At 72.3% G+C, this 19,209-nt stretch carries 19 protein-coding genes and 1 pseudogene; 17 read left to right on the top strand and 3 right to left on the bottom strand.

Annotated features, from left to right (window positions below; all coding sequences use genetic code 11):
- Positions 1–191: 191 nt before the first annotated feature.
- From dnaK to EF903_RS12885, 4 genes are read left to right on the top strand one after another with little or no spacing between them, the layout of a single operon-like run.
- The gene (gene dnaK / locus EF903_RS12870; protein WP_125543354.1) at positions 192–2,033 is read left to right on the top strand and encodes a molecular chaperone DnaK; all 1,842 of its coding nucleotides are present in this window, start codon (positions 192–194) and stop codon (positions 2,031–2,033) included.
- Positions 2,033–2,722, top strand: coding sequence for a nucleotide exchange factor GrpE (gene grpE / locus EF903_RS12875; RefSeq protein ID WP_125543355.1), 690 nt, complete (start codon positions 2,033–2,035; stop codon positions 2,720–2,722). The genes dnaK and grpE overlap by 1 nt, the downstream gene beginning before the upstream one ends.
- 48 nt (positions 2,723–2,770) lie before the next feature.
- Positions 2,771–3,946, top strand: coding sequence for a molecular chaperone DnaJ (gene dnaJ, locus EF903_RS12880; RefSeq protein ID WP_125543356.1), 1,176 nt, complete (start codon positions 2,771–2,773; stop codon positions 3,944–3,946).
- A gap of 1 nt (position 3,947) precedes the next feature.
- Positions 3,948–4,418 (top strand): heat shock protein transcriptional repressor HspR, encoded by a 471-nt coding sequence (locus EF903_RS12885; RefSeq protein ID WP_114053447.1) that lies wholly within the window; start codon positions 3,948–3,950, stop codon positions 4,416–4,418.
- Positions 4,419–4,571: 153 nt separating this feature from the next.
- Here EF903_RS12885 and EF903_RS12890 read toward each other — a convergent pair whose 3' ends face one another.
- Positions 4,572–5,588: a helix-turn-helix transcriptional regulator gene (locus EF903_RS12890; RefSeq protein ID WP_125543357.1), complete on the bottom strand. Its 1,017-nt coding sequence runs from the start codon at positions 5,586–5,588 to the stop codon at positions 4,572–4,574.
- A gap of 102 nt (positions 5,589–5,690) precedes the next feature.
- Between EF903_RS12890 and EF903_RS12895 the strand changes: the two genes are divergently transcribed.
- Entirely contained in the window at positions 5,691–5,945 is a 255-nt protein-coding gene (locus EF903_RS12895) for a hypothetical protein (RefSeq protein WP_246042259.1), read from the top strand.
- On the top strand, positions 5,942–6,256 hold the full coding sequence (locus EF903_RS12900) for a (2Fe-2S)-binding protein (RefSeq protein ID WP_114053450.1): 315 nt from the start codon (positions 5,942–5,944) through the stop codon (positions 6,254–6,256). The genes EF903_RS12895 and EF903_RS12900 overlap by 4 nt, the downstream gene beginning before the upstream one ends.
- A gap of 155 nt (positions 6,257–6,411) precedes the next feature.
- Here the strand turns inward: EF903_RS12900 and EF903_RS12905 are convergent, their stop codons facing one another.
- Positions 6,412–6,825: a pyridoxamine 5'-phosphate oxidase family protein gene (locus tag EF903_RS12905; RefSeq protein ID WP_125543358.1), complete on the bottom strand. Its 414-nt coding sequence runs from the start codon at positions 6,823–6,825 to the stop codon at positions 6,412–6,414.
- Positions 6,826–6,934: 109 nt separating this feature from the next.
- Between EF903_RS12905 and clpB the strand changes: the two genes are divergently transcribed.
- The 4 genes from clpB (at position 6,935) to EF903_RS12925 (ending at position 11,228) form a co-directional block, all read left to right on the top strand.
- A complete protein-coding gene (clpB, locus tag EF903_RS12910) occupies positions 6,935–9,520 on the top strand; it encodes an ATP-dependent chaperone ClpB (RefSeq protein ID WP_125543359.1) in 2,586 nt (861 codons plus the stop codon).
- 132 nt (positions 9,521–9,652) lie between these two features.
- The gene (locus EF903_RS12915) at positions 9,653–10,189 is read left to right on the top strand and encodes a YbjN domain-containing protein (RefSeq protein WP_125543360.1); all 537 of its coding nucleotides are present in this window, start codon (positions 9,653–9,655) and stop codon (positions 10,187–10,189) included.
- A 206-nt stretch (positions 10,190–10,395) separates the two neighbouring features.
- Complete coding sequence (locus EF903_RS12920) at positions 10,396–10,881, top strand: prevent-host-death family protein (protein ID WP_125543361.1); 486 nt, start codon at positions 10,396–10,398, stop codon at positions 10,879–10,881.
- 35 nt (positions 10,882–10,916) lie between these two features.
- Positions 10,917–11,228 carry a hypothetical protein gene (locus EF903_RS12925; protein ID WP_260615148.1) on the top strand — a complete coding sequence of 104 codons (312 nt, stop codon included), beginning with the start codon at positions 10,917–10,919 and terminating at the stop codon, positions 11,226–11,228.
- Between the two features lie 81 nt (positions 11,229–11,309).
- Here EF903_RS12925 and EF903_RS12930 read toward each other — a convergent pair whose 3' ends face one another.
- On the bottom strand, positions 11,310–12,506 hold the full coding sequence (locus EF903_RS12930; protein ID WP_185902641.1) for a pyridoxal phosphate-dependent aminotransferase: 1,197 nt from the start codon (positions 12,504–12,506) through the stop codon (positions 11,310–11,312).
- A 129-nt stretch (positions 12,507–12,635) separates the two neighbouring features.
- Here EF903_RS12930 and EF903_RS12935 point away from each other — a divergent pair, with 129 nt between their 5' ends.
- The 7 genes and pseudogenes from EF903_RS12935 (at position 12,636) to fbaA (ending at position 18,962) form a co-directional block, all read left to right on the top strand.
- A complete protein-coding gene (locus EF903_RS12935) occupies positions 12,636–12,953 on the top strand; it encodes a hypothetical protein (protein WP_125543364.1) in 318 nt (105 codons plus the stop codon).
- 331 nt (positions 12,954–13,284) lie between these two features.
- The gene (locus EF903_RS12940; RefSeq protein ID WP_125543365.1) at positions 13,285–13,827 is read left to right on the top strand and encodes a DUF2617 family protein; all 543 of its coding nucleotides are present in this window, start codon (positions 13,285–13,287) and stop codon (positions 13,825–13,827) included.
- Positions 13,828–14,021: 194 nt separating this feature from the next.
- A pseudogene (locus EF903_RS12945) lies at positions 14,022–15,221 on the top strand (polyamine aminopropyltransferase); the annotation flags it as partial.
- Positions 15,222–15,339: 118 nt separating this feature from the next.
- Positions 15,340–16,239, top strand: a complete 900-nt coding sequence (locus EF903_RS12950) for an SRPBCC family protein (protein WP_125543366.1) — start codon at positions 15,340–15,342, stop codon at positions 16,237–16,239.
- Positions 16,240–16,284: 45 nt separating this feature from the next.
- Positions 16,285–17,085 (top strand): aldose 1-epimerase, encoded by an 801-nt coding sequence (locus EF903_RS12955; RefSeq protein ID WP_125543367.1) that lies wholly within the window; start codon positions 16,285–16,287, stop codon positions 17,083–17,085.
- A gap of 31 nt (positions 17,086–17,116) precedes the next feature.
- Positions 17,117–17,656, top strand: coding sequence for an orotate phosphoribosyltransferase (gene pyrE, locus EF903_RS12960; RefSeq protein ID WP_114053461.1), 540 nt, complete (start codon positions 17,117–17,119; stop codon positions 17,654–17,656).
- Between the two features lie 283 nt (positions 17,657–17,939).
- Positions 17,940–18,962, top strand: a complete 1,023-nt coding sequence (fbaA, locus tag EF903_RS12965; protein WP_125543368.1) for a class II fructose-bisphosphate aldolase — start codon at positions 17,940–17,942, stop codon at positions 18,960–18,962.
- Positions 18,963–19,209 lie beyond the last annotated feature (247 nt).

Consider the following 19,209-nt stretch of genomic DNA (forward strand, 5'->3'; position numbering starts at 1 on the left):
CCGCCGCCGCGCGCCGCGCAGCGCGCGGGCGCCCGCGTCCCCCACTCGGCCCCGCCCCGCTTGACGCACGCTCGCGGCTGAGCATAAGACCGCGATAAAAGTTGAGTCGCCTCGACTCACCTCTGTTGACGGCGGGGAGTCGTTGGGGCACCCTTGAGTCTGTTCCACTCAAGTCAGCTGGAGGAATCGAAATGGCACGTGCGGTCGGCATCGACCTGGGCACCACTAACTCCGTCGTCAGCGTTCTCGAAGGCGGCGAGCCCACCGTCATCACCAACGCCGAGGGCGCCAGGACCACGCCGTCCGTCGTCGCCTTCGCCAAGAACGGCGAGGTCCTCGTCGGCGAGGTCGCCAAGCGCCAGGCGGTCACGAACGTGGACCGCACCATCCGCTCGGTGAAGCGCCACATGGGCACCGACTGGAAGATCAACCTGGACGGCAAGGACTTCAACCCGCAGCAGATGAGCGCCTTCATCCTGCAGAAGCTGAAGCGGGACGCCGAGGCCTACCTGGGCGAGAAGGTCACCGACGCGGTCATCACCGTCCCGGCGTACTTCAACGACTCCGAGCGCCAGGCCACCAAGGAGGCCGGCGAGATCGCGGGCCTGAACGTCCTGCGCATCGTCAACGAGCCGACCGCCGCCGCCCTGGCCTACGGCCTGGACAAGGACGACCAGACCATCCTCGTCTTCGACCTCGGCGGCGGCACCTTCGACGTGTCGCTGCTGGAGATCGGCGACGGCGTCGTCGAGGTCAAGGCCACCAACGGCGACAACCACCTCGGCGGCGACGACTGGGACCAGCGCGTCGTCGACTACCTGGTGAAGCAGTTCGCCAACGGCCACGGCGTCGACCTCTCCAAGGACAAGATGGCGCTCCAGCGCCTGCGCGAGGCCGCCGAGAAGGCGAAGATCGAGCTGTCCTCCTCCACGGAGACCACGATCAACCTGCCCTACATCACGGCCTCCGCCGAGGGCCCGCTGCACCTGGACGAGAAGCTCACCCGCGCCCAGTTCCAGCAGCTGACCGCCGACCTGCTGGAGCGCTGCAAGACCCCGTTCCACAACGTCATCAAGGACGCCGGCATCGCCCTGGGCGAGATCGACCACGTCGTCCTCGTCGGCGGCTCCACCCGCATGCCCGCCGTCGCCGAGCTCGTCAAGGAGCTGACCGGCGGCAAGGAGGCCAACAAGGGCGTGAACCCGGACGAGGTCGTCGCCATCGGCGCCACCCTCCAGGCCGGCGTCCTCAAGGGCGAGGTCAAGGACGTCCTGCTCCTCGACGTCACCCCGCTGTCCCTCGGCATCGAGACCAAGGGCGGCATCATGACCAAGCTCATCGAGCGCAACACCACGATCCCGACCAAGCGGTCGGAGATCTTCACGACGGCCGAGGACAACCAGCCGTCCGTGCAGATCCAGGTCTACCAGGGTGAGCGCGAGATCGCGGCGTACAACAAGAAGCTCGGCATGTTCGAGCTGACGGGCCTGCCGCCGGCCCCGCGCGGCGTCCCGCAGATCGAGGTCTCCTTCGACATCGACGCCAACGGCATCATGCACGTGACCGCGAAGGACCTCGGCACGGGCAAGGAGCAGAAGATGACCGTCACCGGCGGCTCCTCGCTCGGCAAGGACGAGGTCGACCGGATGCGCCAGGAGGCCGAGCAGTACGCGGAGGAGGACCAGCGCCGCCGCGAGGCCGCCGAGACCCGCAACCAGGCCGAGCAGCTCGTCTACCAGACGGAGAAGTTCGTCAAGGACAACGAGGACAAGGTCCCGGGCGAGGTCAAGACCGAGGTCGAGGCCGCCGTCGCCGAGCTGAAGGAGAAGCTCAAGGGCGAGGACACCGCCGAGATCCGCACCGCCACCGAGAAGGTCGCCGCCGTCAGCCAGAAGCTCGGCCAGGCCATCTACGCCGACGCGCAGGCCGCCCAGGCCGCCGGCGGCGCCGGTGAGGCCGGCCAGGCCAAGGCCGACGACGACGTCGTCGACGCCGAGATCGTCGACGAGGACAAGCCGAAGGGCGCGCACTGATGCCGGAGGAGACCGCGGGTTTCGAGGAGAAGCCCGAAGTCCCCGACGGCGCCGCCCCTGAGGACGCCGCCGAGCCGAAGACCGCCGACTCCTCCCCCGAGGAGCCGGCGGCCCCGGCCGGGGACTCCGGAGCACGGTCCGCCACGTCCGCCCCGCAGGACGCGGACGCGGCCCTCCTGGCGCAGCTGGACCAGGCGCGCACGGCCCTCGCCGAGCGCACCGGGGACCTCCAGCGGCTCCAGGCCGAGTACCAGAACTACCGCCGCCGCGTGGAGCGGGACCGGGTCGCCGTCAAGGAGATCGCGGTCGCGAACCTGCTGACGGAGCTGCTGCCCACCCTGGACGACATCGGCCGGGCGCGGGACCACGGCGAGCTGGTCGGCGGCTTCAAGTCGGTGGCCGAATCGCTGGAGACCGCGGTCGCCAAGCTGGGCCTGCAGCAGTTCGGCAAGGAGGGCGAGCCCTTCGACCCGACGATCCACGAAGCCCTGATGCACAGTTACGCGCCGGACGTCACCGAGACGACCTGCGTGGCGATCCTGCAGCCCGGGTACCGGATCGGCGAGCGCACGATCCGCCCCGCGCGGGTCGCAGTGGCCGAGCCCCAGCCGGGAGCGGCGCCCAAGTCCGAGTCCGGGGAGGGCGACGCGCCGTCGGACAAGGACGCGGATGCTCCCGAAAAGGGCTGACGTCCGCGAGCGCGGTCAGGTGAAGGCACGGGAGGAGGGACACCGGGGATGAGCACGAAGGACTTCGTCGAGAAGGACTACTACAAGGTCCTCGGTGTCCCGAAGGACGCCACCGAGGCCGAGATCAAGAAGGCGTACCGGAAGCTCGCCCGCGAGTACCACCCGGACGCCAACAAGGGCGACGCCGCGGCCGAGGAGCGCTTCAAGGAGATCTCCGAGGCGAACGACGTCCTCGGCGACGCCAAGAAGCGCAAGGAGTACGACGAGGCCCGCGCCCTGTTCGGGAACGGCGGCTTCCGCCCCGGCCCGGGCGCGGGCGGCTCGTTCAACTTCGACCTGGGGGACCTCTTCGGGGGCTCCCAGGCCGGCGGCGCGGGCGGCTTCGGCGGCGGCGGCCTCGGCGACGTGTTCGGCGGGCTGTTCAACCGCGGCGGCGCCGGTCCGGGCGCCCGGACCCAGCCGCGCCGGGGCCAGGACATCGAGTCGGAGGTCACCCTCTCCTTCACGGAGGCGGTGGACGGGGCCACGGTCCCGCTGCGGATGTCCTCCCAGGCGCCCTGCAAGGCCTGTTCGGGCACCGGCGACAAGAACGGCACCCCGCGGGTGTGCCCGACCTGCGTCGGCACCGGCCAGGTGTCGCGGGGCAGCGGCGGCGGCTTCTCGCTGACCGACCCGTGCGCGGACTGCAAGGGCCGCGGCCTGATCGCGGAGAGCCCCTGCGAGGTCTGCCACGGCAGCGGCCGCGCCAAGTCCTCCCGGACCATGCAGGTCCGGATCCCGGCGGGCGTCTCCGACGGCCAGCGGATCCGGCTGCGCGGCAAGGGCGCGCCGGGCGAGCGCGGCGGACCCGCCGGCGACCTGTACGTGGTGGTCCACGTGGGCAGCCACCCGGTGTTCTCCCGCAAGGGCGACAACCTGACCGTGACCGTCCCGGTCACGTTCGCCGAGGCGGCCCTGGGCGCCGACATCAGGGTCCCGACCCTGAACGGCCCCGCGGTGACGCTGAAGCTTCCGCCGGGCACCCCGTCCGGCCGCACGATGCGCGCCCGCGGGAAGGGCGCCGTCCGCAAGGACGGCACCCGCGGCGACCTGCTCGTCACGGTGGAGGTCGCGGTTCCGGCCACGCTGTCGGACAAGGCCCGCGAGGCCCTGGAGATGTACCGCGACGCGACGGTGTCGGAGGACCCGCGCGCCGCGCTGTTCGAGTCCGCGAAGGGAGCATGACATGGACGGCCGCCGACGACAGCCGCGGTTCGGTGGCGGGGCGTACGAGCTGACCGACGAGACCCCGGTCTACGTGATCTCGGTGGCCGCCCAGCTCTCCGGCCTGCACCCGCAGACGCTGCGGCAGTACGACCGTCTCGGTCTGGTCTCCCCCGACCGGACCGCGGGCCGCGGCCGTCGGTATTCGGCCAGGGACATCGAGCTGCTCCGCACGGTGCAGGCGCTGTCCCAGGACGAGGGCATCAACCTCGCGGGCATCAAGCGCATCATCGAACTCCAGAACCAGGTGGCCGCCCTCCAGGCGCGGGTGGCCGAGCTGTCGGCCGCGGTCGACGGAGCGGCCGCGGTGATGCAGCAGCGCGAGGCCCAGGTGCACGCCTCGTACCGGCGGGATCTGGTCAAGTACCAGCCGCCGGTCGGGGGCAACGCCCTGGTCGTCTGGCGGCCCGCGCCGAAGCGGTCCGCGGACTGACCGCAGCCCCGCCGCAGCCCCCTGCGAGGGGCCGCCGTGGGCCCGTACGACGCGCGCAAGGCCCCGCCCGGTGCTTCCGGGCGGGGCCTTGCGCGTCCGGCCCGCAGGGGCCGGCCCGGGGCGTCTGCGCGGGCCTGCCGGGCCCGCCCCCGGTCACTCGGGGTCGTCCTCCTCCAGGATCCCCGACCGGGCGATGAGGAAGCCGAGTTGGGCGCGGCTGCCGCTGCCGAGGATGCCGGCGAGCTTCGCGATGTGCGCGCGGCAGGTCCGTACGTTCATGCCCAGCCGGCGGGCGATGGCCTCGTCCACGTGCCCCTCGACGAGGAGTTGGGCGATGGTGCGCTGGACGCCCGAGATGCCGTCGCGGGTGTGCCGGTAGGTGACCTCCTCCTGGAGCGGCACGGCGCGGTGCCACAGCTGCTCGAAGACCTTGATGAGGTAGTCGACGAGGCCGGGGTGGCGCAGCTCCAGGGCGACCTGGCGGTCGTCGCTGGCGGGGATGAAGGCGACGGTGCGGTCGAAGATGATGAGCCGCTCGAAGAGCTCCTCCAGCGTGCGCACTTCGACCTTTCCGGCCTTCAGGATGTCGATGTACGCGAGGGTGCCGCGGCTGTGGCGGACGGTGTGCTGGTAGAGGGTACGGATTCGGACACCGCGGTCGGTGAGCGGCTGGTCCCGCTCCAGGGCTTCCGTAAGCTCCAGACTGGGGCGTGCGCCTCCGGGCTGGACGGTGAGCATCTCGGTGTGGCACTCGGCGGTGGCCAGGTTGAGGGCGGCGTTGATGGCGTCGAAGCCCTCCAGCACGGTGATGGCGTGGGTGCTGGCGGGTGCCTGCGCGCTGATGGCGAGGAACGGCTCGAATGCCTCGGACAGTTCGAGGGAGTCGCGCCGGCGGTCGCGGATCTCGCGCTCGATCGGGTGCAGCCGCTGGGCCAGGGCGACCGCCGGGGGAACCGGGCGGAGCGAATTGACGTCATCGGGATCCGGCTGCAACAGCGCCAGATCGAGCAGGCAAGGAGCCGTTTTCACGTCCGCACGTGCAATGCGACCGGTCCGCAGCGCGCTCGTGTAGAGCCGTGCGCCCTCACTGCACAGGTCGGTGACCGCGTGGGGATGTGTCGCTTTTGTTGTGTTTAGTGCCAAATCTCCACCCCCCAGGGTCCTGAACATGCAAGAACATGATGCATCGTCCCTGTGGCAGCGACGTGCCTGAATGAGCCATCGTCTGACAGGCGGGGGAGAGGATTTCATCAAGTGAGGACGAAGCCGACCATGAACAAGAGAATGCTTCGCTCGGCGCTTGCCACCGTCATCTTCTCGGCTGTGGCCGGTCTGGGACTCGCCGGGGCCACGCTGGGGGGCGCCGGAGGGGGTGCCGCGGACATCCGGGCGGCGCTGCTGGAGGACAGCGGATGGCGTGAGCCGTCGATGGACAGCGGATGGCGTGCCGCCCCGCTGGACAGCGGATGGCGCTCCGCCCCCGCCGACACCGCGTCCGCCGGACTTGTCGTGGAGAGCGCGGCATGACCCCCGACGACCGCGGCTTCCGCCGCGAGATGGCTTCCGCATACCGCTCCGGCTGGCAGTTCATCGACCTCGCGACGGCCATCCCCCAGGTCGGCGACTCGCTGATGGTCACCCTCTTCGGCCAGCCGATCGTGATCACGCGCGAGGAGGACGAGGACGTCCGGGCCTACCGCTGCCTGCGCCGCCCCCGCGGCGCGCCGCAGCCGGTGCGCTGCGAGGTGCGCTACGGGATGGTCTTCGTGAACCTCGATCAGCGCGACCACCAGCTCTTCGAACCCGACATCACCACCGCCACCCCCCGCAGTGCCTGAGGCGATTCCCCCGTCGTTGCAGATCGCCCCAGGTGCTTCCCCCACACAACGGCGCCATCGTGGACCTGACCACGATGGCGCCGTTGTGATGTCCGCGTCCAGTAGTCGAACCGGACAAGCAGAACCGGACAGCGCCGGCCCCGCGGGCGACCCCCTCAGGCGCGGCCCATGGCCCGGTCCAGGGCGATCTCGATGACGACCCGGTCCGGGTTCGGCGAGGGCGTGCGCCCGTACCGCTCCGCGTAGCGCGCCACCGCCTCGGCGACCGCCTCCGCCTCCGTGCGGACGACCGCGCGGCCCTCCAGCGTCGCCCAGCGGCGCCCCTCCATCTGGCACACCGCGACCCGGGCCGCGCCGGCCGGGGACGCCTGTGCGGCCAGGACGTTGCGGACCTTCTTGCTGTGCCGGTTGCTGATCACGCGGGCGAGCCCGGCCCCCGGGTCGTAGGTCACGCCGACCGGCACCACGTGCGGGGTGCCGTCGGGGCGGGGCGTGGTCAGCGTGCACACGTGCCGCTCCCGCCAGAAGGCCAGGTACTCGGGCGTCGGATGGAGGACGTCATGGGACATGCCCCCGAGACTACGATCCCGGCCTTGAGTGGAATAGACTCAACTTTGCGCACGTTGTCTCTGTCAGATCCTGCATGACCCGTATCCGTACGGAGAGGAGAAGCCGCCCGTGGACGCCGAGCTGACCAACAAGAGCCGGGACGCGCTCAACAACGCCACCACCCGCGCCGTCAAGGACGGCCACACGGACCTGACCCCGGCCCACCTGCTCCTCGCCCTCCTCTCCGGCGAGGACAACGAGAACGTCACCGACCTCCTCGCCGCCGCCGGGGCCGACCAGGCCGCCGTACGCGCCGGCGCCGAGCGGCTGCTCGCCGCCCTGCCCAGCGCCACCGGCTCCACCGTCGCGCCCCCGCAGGCCACCCGCGAGCTCCTCGCCGTCCTCGCCGAGGCCGACCGGGAGGCCGGCAGGCTCGGCGACGACTACCTCTCCACCGAGCACCTCGTGATCGCCATCGCCGCCAAGGGCGGCGCGGCGGGCGAGGTCCTCACCGCCCAGGGCGCCACCGCCGACAAGCTGCTGGACGCCTTCCAGACCGCACGAGGAGGACGGCGGGTGACCACCCCCGACCCCGAGGGCCAGTACAAGGCCCTGGAGAAGTTCGGCACCGACTTCACCGCAGCCGCCCGCGAGGGCAGGCTCGACCCCGTCATCGGCCGCGACCAGGAGATCCGCCGCGTCGTCCAGGTCCTCTCCCGCCGCACCAAGAACAACCCCGTCCTGATCGGCGAGCCCGGCGTCGGCAAGACCGCCGTCGTCGAGGGACTGGCCCAGCGCATCGTCAAGGGCGACGTCCCCGAGTCCCTGCGCAACAAGCGCCTCGTCGCCCTCGACCTCGGCGCGATGGTCGCCGGCGCCAAGTACCGCGGCGAGTTCGAGGAGCGCCTGAAGACCGTCCTCGCCGAGATCAAGTCCAGCGACGGCCAGATCATCACCTTCATCGACGAGCTGCACACCGTCGTCGGCGCCGGGGCCGGCGGGGACTCCGCCATGGACGCCGGCAACATGCTCAAGCCCATGCTGGCCCGCGGAGAGCTGCGCATGGTCGGCGCGACCACCCTCGACGAGTACCGCGAGCGGATCGAGAAGGACCCGGCGCTTGAGCGCCGCTTCCAGCAGGTCCTCGTCGCGGAGCCGACCGTCGAGGACACCATCGCCATCCTCCGCGGCCTCAAGGGCCGCTACGAGGCCCACCACAAGGTGCAGATCAACGACAGCGCCCTGGTGGCCGCCGCGACCCTGTCCGACCGGTACATCACCTCCCGCTTCCTGCCCGACAAGGCCATCGACCTCGTCGACGAGGCCGCCTCCCGGCTCCGCATGGAGATCGACTCCTCCCCGCTGGAGATCGACGAGCTCCAGCGCGCCGTCGACCGCCTCCGCATGGAGGAGCTGGCGCTGAAGAGCGAGTCCGACCCGGCCTCCCTGGAGCGCCTGGAGAAGCTCCGCAAGGACCTCGCCGACAGGGAGGAGGAGCTGCGCGGCCTGACCGCCCGCTGGGAGAAGGAGAAGCAGTCCCTCAACCGCGTCGGCGAGCTCAAGGAGCGCCTGGACGACCTGCGCGGGCAGGCGGAGCGCGCCCAGCGCGACGGCGACTTCGACACCGCCTCCAAGCTGCTCTACGGGGAGATCCCGGCCCTGGAGCGCGAGCTCGACGAGGCCTCCGAGGCCGAGGCGGAGGCCGCCAAGGACACCATGGTCAAGGAGGAGGTCGGCCCCGACGACATCGCCGATGTCGTCGGCGCCTGGACCGGCATCCCCGCCGGACGCCTCCTGGAGGGCGAGACCCAGAAGCTGCTGCGCATGGAGGCCGAGCTCGGCCGCCGCCTGATCGGCCAGGGCGAGGCCGTCCGCGCCGTCTCCGACGCGGTGCGCCGCACCCGGGCCGGGATCGCCGACCCGGACCGGCCGACCGGCTCGTTCCTCTTCCTCGGCCCCACCGGCGTCGGCAAGACCGAGCTGGCCAAGGCGCTCGCCGACTTCCTCTTCGACGACGAGCGCGCCATGGTCCGCATCGACATGTCCGAGTACGGCGAGAAGCACAGCGTGGCCCGGCTCGTCGGCGCCCCGCCCGGGTACGTCGGCTACGAGGAGGGCGGCCAGCTCACCGAGGCGGTGCGCCGCCGCCCGTACAGCGTCGTCCTGCTGGACGAGGTGGAGAAGGCCCACCCCGAGGTCTTCGACATCCTGCTCCAGGTCCTCGACGACGGCCGGCTCACCGACGGCCAGGGCCGCACCGTCGACTTCCGCAACACCATCCTGATCCTGACCTCGAACCTCGGCAGCCACTTCCTGATGGACCCGACGGCCACGCCCGAGGAGAAGCGCGAGCGGGTCCTGGAGACGGTGCGGGCCTCCTTCAAGCCGGAGTTCCTCAACCGCCTCGACGACCTGGTCGTCTTCTCCGCCCTCACCGGGGAGGAGCTGGCCCGGATCGCCGAGCTCCAGGTGGCGCGGCTGGCCAAGCGGCTCGCCGACCGCCGCCTCGCCCTCGACGTCACGCCCGCGGCGCTGGCCTGGCTGGCCGACAAGGGCAACGACCCCGCGTACGGCGCCCGGCCGCTGCGCCGCCTGATCCAGACGGCCGTCGGCGACCGCCTCGCCAAGGAGATCCTGGCCGGAGAGGTCCGCGACGGCGACACCGTACGGGTCGACGTGGCCGGCGACGGCCTCCGCGTCGGCCGGGCCGAGTAGGCCCGCCGGGGGGCCGCGGGGGCTCCGGGCGGACCAATCGTGTCCGCTCGGAGCGGATCGCACGTGCGGGGCTGGACACGGGGTAGGCGCCATGGGGGAGGATGACACCATCCGCACGAAGGGAAGAACACGGTGAGCATCGACCCGGCCTCGATTCCGAATTTCGGAGGGCAGCAGCCCGAACCGCAGGCCACAGGACCGGCGGGCCCCGTGGTCCCCGACCAGGATCTGGTCAAGCAGCTGCTGGAGCAGATGGAGCTCAAGTACGTCGTCGACGACGAGGGCGACCTCGCGGCGCCGTGGGAGGAATTCCGCACCTACTTCATGTTCCGGGGTGAGGCCGAGCAGCAGGTCTTCTCCGTCCGCACCTTCTACGACCGCCCCCACGCGATCGAGGAAAAGCCGGCGCTCCTGGAGACGATCGACGACTGGAACCGCCGCACCCTGTGGCCGAAGGTCTACAGCCACACGCACGACGACGGCTCCGTCCGCCTGATCGGCGAGGCGCAGATGCTGATCGGCACCGGCGTCAGCCTGGAGCACTTCGTGTCCTCCACGGTCAGCTGGGTCCGCGCCTCGATCGAGTTCGACAAGTGGCTCGTGGAGCAGCTCGGCCTGGAGAAGGACCTGGAGGCCGACGAGAACGGCGAGGACGGCGAGGAGTCCTGACCCCTCCCCGCCCCTGAACGAGAGCCCGGCCGGGCCCGCGGTCCTTGCGACCACGGCGCCCGACCGGGCTCTGTCACGCAGCGAGCCGGCCGAGGCGGACGACCGCCTCCCGGAGGACCTCCGTGCGCTTGCAGAAGGCGAAGGTGCACGGATCAAAGGCTCGTCGATCGGTGGAAATCAGACTGTGATCTGAGTACGGTCGGAGTATGAGCGCTGCGTACCTTGGAGCTGAGCCGGAGTCCGTCTCCTTCACCGATCTGTCCCGGAATCCGAAGGCTGTGGCCGCCCGGGCCGCTGCCCTTGGCTGCCTTCGCGTCACCCATCGGGACGCACCTGACATGGTGCTGACCACGGCGATACACGCTGAGCGCACGGAGGAGAACCTGACGACCGCGTCGCGGCTCTTCCTTGCGCTGATGAAGCACGACGACGGGGCCCGGTCGCTGCTGCTCGCACTGCCGGAGGTCTTCCCCTGGGTGCGGCATCTGGACGACGAGGAGATGCGGGCGTTCACAGTCGAGTTGCTCGAAGCGCTTTCGGATGCCGCCGAACTGGGGGCCAGGGAGGCCGTGCACCGCACGCTCGTCTCCTGGAGGGCGACAGCCCGCATCAATGCCGATCCGGTGCAGCTCAAGGAAGCGCTCCGCCTCCTTGACGGGGACGACCTGGGCCCCGTCGAGGTGCGCGGGTGAGTCCCAAGAAGGGCGATCGGGTCAGCGTTCCGCCCTTGAGTGGGTGGAACGTGGTCTTCGGGACGACCGAGGCGGTGACGGGCTGGGAAGAGCTCTGCCGAGCCGCACTGCCGAACGCACACCGGTGCCTGGAGGCTCTGCGCACGGACCCGCTGTCACGCGACAACTGGAATCGTCAGCACCAGCTTCGGGGAAGGCACGCGACCAAGGAGTGGAAGGGTTCCGCCCTGGAGCAGTGGGAGTACGAGATCACGAGCGGTGGCCGGGTGCGATACCTGGTCAGCCCGGAGACCTCGACTGTCATCCTCGTTTACGCCTCGACCAGGCATCCCAAGGACACCGAGTAATCAACCGCTTGGCAAACGGCCCGGCTTCCCTCAGCGAGAGGATGCCGGGCCTTCCTTTCGCAGTAGCCGTCCGGCTCGCTCTCAGGGCGCGAGCCGCTTGAGGCGGGTTACTGCCTCATCCAAAACATCCTTCCGCTTGCAGAAGGCCCAGCGGACGTGGGTCGCGCCGGCTGTGCGGTCGTCGTAGAAGACCTGGTTCGGGATCGCGACGACGCCGCACCGCTCCGGCAGGGAGCGGCAGAACGCCAGGCCGTCCTTCTCGCCCAGCGGGGTGATGTCGGTGGTGATGAAGTACGTGCCCTGCGGGCGGAACACCTCGAGGCCCGCCGCGGCCAGGCCGTCGGCGAGGAGGTCCCGCTTGGCCGCCAGGTCGGCGCGGAAGTCCGCGTAGTAGGAGTCCGGCAGGTCGAGGGCCTCCGCGATCGCGTACTGGAACGGCCCCGACGAGACGAACGTCAGGAACTGCTTCGCGGAGCGGACCGCCGCGACGAGCTCCGGCACGGCCGTGACCCAGCCGACCTTCCAGCCGGTGAACGAGAACGTCTTGCCGGCCGAGGAGATCGTGACCGTCCGCTCGCGCATGCCCGGAAGCGACGCCAGCGGCGTGTGGACCCCCTCGAAGACCAGGTGCTCGTACACCTCGTCCGTCACGACGAGCAGGTCCCGCTCCACCGCCAGTTCCGCGACGGCGGCCAGCTCCGCGGGGCCCAGTACGGTGCCCGTCGGGTTGTGCGGGCTGTTCAGCAGCAGCAGGCGGGTCCGCGGGGTGACCGCGGCGCGCAGCTCGTCGAGGTCGAGGGCGAACGCGCCGCCGTGCGGGCGGAGCGTGACCGGGACGCGGGTCGCGCCGGCCATGGCGATGCAGGCGGCGTACGAGTCGTAGTACGGCTCCAGGGCGACGACCTCGTCGCCCGGTTCGAGCAGCGCCAGCAGTGACGCGGCGATCGCCTCGGTCGCACCCGCGGTGACCAGCACCTCGGCGTCCGGGTCCCAGGACAGGCCGTAGAAGCGCTCCTGGTGGCGGGCGACGGCGGCCCGCAGCTCGGGGACTCCGGGGCCGGGCGGGTACTGGTTGCCGAGCCCGGTCAGGACGGCGCGGGAGGCGGCCTCGGCGATCTGCGCGGGCCCGTCGGTGTCGGGGAAGCCCTGGCCGAGGTTGATGGAGCCGGTGCGCGCGGCCAGCGCGGACATCTCCGCGAAGATCGTCGTGCCGAAGGAGGCGAGGCGGCGGTTGAGGAGGGGGCGGCGGCCGGCCGCGGGTTCGGTCATGGGCGCCATCCTGGGGCGAACCTCTGGAGTTGCTCAAGTGCGCTTTGGCCGAGGCGGCCGCCGGGCATCGTTGCTGCACGCGGGACGCGGGGATCCCGCTCCTCGGGGGACCGAGGCCTAGGCAAAGGGGGTCGGACGATGGTCCTGGCTCTTCTCGTAGTGGTGGCCGCCCTCGTCGTCGGCCTGGTGATCACCGTGGTCGTGGCCGTCAAGGGCGCCGCCGCGTCCGCCGCGTCCGCCGTGTCGCTGTCCAAGACCGCGGGCACGCGGCGCGGCTCTTCCTCCTCCTCTTCCTCCTCCTCGTCGTCCGCGACCTCCTCCTCGTCCGATTCCGGCTGGTGGGTCGGCACGTCGTCCTGCGGTTCGTCCTCGTCCTCGTCCTGCGGGTCCTCCTCGTCCTGCGGATCGTCCTCGTCCTCGTCCTGCGGGGGCGGGGGCTGCGGCGGCGGCAGCTGACACGGGGCAGCTGCACCGCGCGCGCGGAGCGCCCGGCGGCGCACGGAAGCCGCCGGGCGCCCCCGTGCCCCTCACCCGGAAGGGTCAAGCGGCGGGGTTCGGAAATGCTGCCGGTGAACACGTGAACTGGCTGGCCCCCGCGGGGATGTAAACCCAACCAAGTTGGGTAAAAACGCTGTGAGTGCCGTGCCTTTCATGATTCCCTCGGTTGAGTAGACCAGTCCCCGGGCCCCGCGGGATCTCCTGTGGACCCGAGCCGGTTTCCCCCCACCCGTTGACCACCGCTGGCGGGGTCCGGCCCCTCTCCCTCGCGCGTTTGCGGAGCCGACTCATGCTCACGACCCTCCAGACCACTTACACCGACACGCGTGCTGCCGACCTGGCCTGGGCCCTGGGCCGTGACCGGCTGCCCGCCCTGGCCGTGCTGAACCTCGAACTGAACGGCGCCAAGGTGGAGTTGCGCCTGCTGGGGGCCTCCCACCAGGTGCTCCTGGAGGAGGGCGAGGTCGTCTGCTCGGAGACGGTCGCCTGCATGCCCGGCAGCAGCACGCCCCTCCCGCTCGGCGTGGCGAAGCGGATGAGCGGCTGGGAGTACGAGTTCGCCGCCCGCGTCGAGACCCTCTCGCAGGGTTCCTTCGCGGGCCGGGCCCAGGAGCTGCTCGCCCTGGTCGCGGACCACCCGAACGGGTTGGCCGGAACCTTTCCCGGCAGCCCGCACGCCTTCACCGCGATGCTCGCGCAGCGCCACGAGGGGCAGGTGCGCTGGCGGACCTGGCACGCGTACCCGCAGGAAGGCCAGTTGGTGGCCACCCGTACGAGGGTCGGGGCGCGCGCGGGTGCACCGGCCGGCGCGCTGCAGCCGGCCGCGCCCTGACGGCCGCCGGCGCGCCCCCGCCCGGGCCCCGCAGCCGCCCTCCGCTGCGCAAATCGCCGCGGGGGCCGGGGGCGCGGGGTCTCGCGGCCCCTCCGCGCCGGCCCTGCGCGTTGCGCCAACCGGCTGGAACGGGAGGGTACTTGCACCCATGTGGGTGACTTGATGCCCGTGGGCGGTGACGTACGGTTCGCTGCATGATCGACCGTTCCGTCCCCCGCCGGGTGCGCCCGGCTCCGGAGCCGCCGGGCGCGGCGGCGCCGGCGGCCGCCCTCCCCGTACGGCCCCGGACCGGCCGACTCCTCGTCCTGGCCACCGTCTTCGTCTGCGCCGCCTGCGGCCTCGTCTACGAGCTGGAGCTGCTGGCCCTCGGCTCCTACCTCATCGGGGACTCCGTCACCCAGACGTCCGTCGTGCTGTCCGTCATGGTCTTCGCGATGGGCGTCGGATCCCTGCTGGCGAAGCGGCTGCGGACCCGGCCCGCCGTGGGGTTCGCCCTCATCGAGGCGGGCCTCGCCCTGCTCGGCGGGCTGTCGGCGATGGCGCTGTACGCGACCTTCGCCTGGCTGGGCGAGTCCCGGCCGGCGCTCGTCGCGTTCTCCCTCCTGATCGGCGTGCTGATCGGCGCGGAGATCCCGCTGCTGATGGCCCTCATCCAGCGGATCCGCAGGCAGGACGCCGGCGGTGCGGTCGCCGACCTGTTCGCCGCCGACTACGTGGGCGCCCTCGTCGGCGGCCTCGCCTTCCCCTTCCTGGTGCTGCCGGTGCTCGGACAGCTCACCGGCGCCCTCCTGACCGGCACCGTCAACGCCGTCGCCGGAGCCGGACTGGTCCTGTGGCTCTTCCGCGGCGACCTCACCCCCCGCTGGCGCCGGCTGCTCGTCGCCGTGAACGCCGCCGTCCTCGCCGTCCTCGGTGCCGCGACCGTCCTCGCCGACGACTTCGAGGAGGTCGCCCGCCGGGCCGTCTACGGCGGGGAGGTCCGCGTCGCCCGGCAGACCGGCATGCAGGAGCTCGTCCTCACCGGCCCCGCCGGCGGCTCGCCGCGCTCCCTCGACCTGTTCCTGGACGGGCGCCTGCGGGTCAGCGGCTACGACGAGTACCGCTACCACGAGGCGCTCGTCCACCCCGCCATGACCGGCCCGCACGAGCGGGTCCTCGTCCTCGGCGGCGGCGACGGCCTCGCCGCCCGCGAGGTGCTGCGCCACCCCGGCGTGGCCTCCGTGACCGTCGTCGACCTCGACCCGGGTGTGGTCCGCCTCGCCCGCACCGACCCGATGCTGTCCGCGCTCAACGGCCGCGTCTACGAGGACCCGCGCGTCACCACCGTCACCCAGGACGCGTTCCGCTGGCTGCGCGGCCCGGCGGCGTCCCGCAGGGACCGGGTGGTCAGCGAACGCAGCGCGGGCGTGCCCGGGTCGACGCTCCCGCACCCGCGCTACTCCTGACCGCTCCCGCGGATTGCGGAGCGCCGCGGCGGGTCCGAGGGCGGCCCGCGTCGGTAGGCTCGACTGCATGGAGCATCAGGTCTTCCTCCCGGTACCGGCCGACCGCCTCCGCGCCGTGCTGCGCGACCCCGCCCGGGTGGCCCGCTGCGTGCCCGGCCTCCAGCAGGACGCCGACGCCGCGGGGGCGGCTCCGGGCCGGGTCGCCGGCCGGCTGAGACTGCGGGTCGGCGGGAACACCGTCACCTACCGCGGCACCCTCACCGTGGCCGCCGGGGGCGGCGACCGCTGGACCGTCGAGGGGGAGGGCGTCGAGATCCGGGGCAGCGGCACCGTCAAGCTCACCGTGGGCCTGCGGCTGGCCCCGGCCGGTGAGGGGAGCTCCCTGGAGTTCACCGCCGCGGGCGAGGCGGGCGGGCGGGCCGCCGGGTTCGCACCCGACGCCGTCGAGGCCGCCGTCCGCAGGCTGCTGGACAAGGCCGCGGCCCAGCTCGCGGGCCTGGCCGGAGCACCTCACGCGCCGGACGCCCCGGACGCGGGCACCGGCACCGCCGCCACCGGGGACACCGCCGAGGAGGAGGGGGCCCCGGACCCCGGCGCCGCGGACCCCACCGGATCCACCCCGTCCGTGTACGAGACCGAGGTGCCGCCCTCCTCCCTCGACCCCTTCCTCGACGGCGACTTCGAGGACCTCGGCGGCATCTCCGACTTCGGCGAACTCGACCGCATGCGCGGCGCCGACGCGTACGGCGCGGCCCAGCCCCCCGCCGAGGCCGCCCACGCCCGCCGCACGATGATCGGCCGCAGTGCGGAGGAGGTCGACCACGCGCCCCCGCGCGGCCGCTACGCCCCCGTCCCCGCACCGGCGTCCGCCGCCGCGGGCGCCGGCCTGCGCTGGATCGCCCCGGCCGCCGCGTTCGCCCTCGCCTCGGCGGTCGTCATCGGCCGCGCCCTGCGCCGCCGCCGCTGAGGTCCCACCGGCAGGATCCGAACGAGACGCCCTAGGCTCGGCCGCATGAGTACGCAACTGTCGGCCGGCGGCGTGGAAGTGACCGTCGACCAGGAGAACGGCTGCCGGGTCAGCAGCCTGCGCATCGACGGGACGGAGCTGCTGCGCCAGGGCGCGCACTACGGCTGCTTCCCGATGGTTCCGTGGTGCGGGCGCACCGCGTACGGCGAGTTCCGCGACGGCGCCGCCGTGCACAGGCTGCCGGTCAACCAGCCGCCGCACGCCATCCACGGCTTCGGCCGCGACGCCGCCTGGCGCCCGGCGCCCGCCGCGGTGACCGCGACGGAGGCCGCGTTCACGTACGACCTCGCCGACCCGTGGCCCTACCCGGGCCGCGTCACCCAGACCGTCAGCCTCGACCCGGGCGGCAGCTCCCTGACGCTCGCCCTGGGCGTGGAGACGTACGGCGACTCCTTCCCCGCCCAGGCCGGCTGGCACCCCTGGTTCCTGCGCAACCTCGGCGCCGGCGGCGAGGACGTCCGCCTGGACTTCGACCCCGCCTGGCAGGAGGAGCGCGGCCCCGACCACCTCCCCACCGGCCGCCGCACCGACCCGCAGCCCGGCCCGTGGGACGACTGCTTCGGCATGCCCTACGGCGTCGAGGCGGTGCTCACCTGGCCCGGCGAGCTGGAGCTGAAGGTGACCAGCCGCGCCGAGTGGGTCGTCGTCTACGACGAGCAGCCGGAGGCCGTCTGCGTGGAGCCGCAGTCCGGGCCGCCGAACGGGCTGAACACGCTGCCGCGCCTGGTCACGCCGGTGGACCCGCTGGAGGTCTCCATGACCTGGGCCTGGCGCCGTCTGTCGTAGCGCCCGCGCGCACGCAACTAAGCTCGGGGCCATGAGTGACGTACGCGATGCGCTTCTGCAGCAGATCAAGGACAAGGCCGTCGTGCACGGCAAGGTGACCCTTTCCTCCGGCAAGGAGGCCGACTACTACATCGACCTCCGCCGGATCACCCTCGACGGCGAGGCGGCCCCCATGGTCGGCCAGGTCATGCTCGACCTGACCGCCGAGCTCGACTACGACTGCGTCGGCGGCCTGACCCTGGGCGCGGACCCGGTCGCGACGTCGATGCTGCACGCCTCCGCCGCGCGCGGCGGCCGCCTCGACGCGTTCGTCGTCCGCAAGGCGCAGAAGGCGCACGGCATGCAGCGCCGCATCGAGGGAACCGACGTCAAGGGCAAGCGCTGCCTCGTCGTCGAGGACACCTCCACCACCGGCGGCTCCCCGCTCACCGCGGTCGAGGCCGTCCGCGAGGCCGGCGGCGAGGTCGTCGCCGTCGCCACCATCGTGGACCGCGGCGCCGCCGACGCGATCGCCGCCGCGGGCCTGCCGTACCTGACCGGCTACCGCCTCGGGGACCTCGGCCTGGCCTGAGCGGCGCGCCCCCGAGGGCTCCCGCGACGGCGACCGGCCGCGGCGCGTCCGCGGCCGGTCTTGCATTCCGGACCGCCCACCGGCTTCCCCGGAGCCCGGCCGGCCCCTGCGAGACCCTCTCTGAGCTGGGGTTTTTCCGCCCGGTGGCCTGATTGCCGGAAATCACCGCGACCGGCGCGGGGCGAGTGACACGCGGAGCGTGGAAAGATAGGCGCGACGGTTACGTCGCCCCCAGGTCAGGGTCAGCAATCGCACACTCCCCGCACAACAGAGGAGCGGACAGATGCCCATCGCAACCCCCGAGGTCTACAACGAGATGCTCGACCGGGCGAAGGCAGGCAAGTTCGCCTACCCGGCCATCAACGTGACCTCGAGCCAGACCCTGCACGCTGCCCTGCGCGGCTTCGCGGAGGCCGAGAGCGACGGCATCATCCAGATCTCCACCGGCGGTGCGGAGTTCCTGGGTGGCCAGCACAGCAAGGACATGGTCACGGGCGCGGTCGCCCTGGCCGAGTTCGCGCACATCGTCGCGGCGAAGTACGACGTCAACATCGCGCTGCACACCGACCACTGCCCGAAGGACAAGCTGGACGGGTACGTCCGCCCGCTGATCGCCGTCTCCGAGGAGCGCGTCAAGGCCGGCCGCAACCCGCTCTTCCAGTCCCACATGTGGGACGGCTCCGCCGAGACCCTGGCCGACAACCTGGCCATCGCGCAGGAGCTGCTGCCCCGCGCCGCCGCCGCCAAGATCATCCTTGAGGTCGAGATCACCCCGACGGGCGGCGAGGAGGACGGCGTCACCCACGAGATCAACGACGAGCTGTACACCACCGTCGACGACGCGATCCGCACCGCCGAGGCCCTCGGCCTGGGCGAGAAGGGCCGCTACCTGCTCGCCGCCTCCTTCGGCAACGTGCACGGCGTGTACAAGCCGGGCAACGTCGTCCTGCGCCCGGAGCTGCTGAAGGACCTCCAGCAGGGCGTCGGCGAGAAGTACGGCAAGACCAGCCCGTTCGACTTCGTCTTCCACGGCGGCTCCGGCTCCACGGAGGAGGAGATCGCCACCGCGCTGGAGAACGGCGTCGTGAAGATGAACCTCGACACCGACACCCAGTACGCCTTCACCCGCCCGGTCGCCGACCACATGTTCAAGAACTACGACGGCGTCCTGAAGGTCGACGGCGAGGTCGGCAAGAAGTCGACCTACGACCCGCGGACCTGGGGCAAGCTGGCCGAGGCGAGCATGGCCAAGCGCGTCCTGCAGGCCTGCGCCGACCTGCGCTCCACGGGCACCCGGCTGAAGTAGCGGCCGCGCCGGCACCAGGCCCGGCTCGGTCCGCACACGTGCAGGGCCCGGTGCTCCCGCCGCTCGGCGGGGGCGCCGGGCCCTGCCGTGTTCAGTGGGCCGCGAGCGCGGGCCGGCGCACGGCGGCGGGGTGCCGGGCCCGCGCGGCGGCGAGCGCGCCCGCGCGGGCCGCGACCGCGACCGGAACCGGAACCGGAACCGGAGCGGCGCCGGGCGTCCCGGCCGGACGGGAGACGGGGGCGGGGGG

It is taken from the genome of Streptomyces sp. WAC05292 (assembly GCF_003949955.1).
Lineage (GTDB): Bacteria > Actinomycetota > Actinomycetes > Streptomycetales > Streptomycetaceae > Streptomyces > Streptomyces globosus.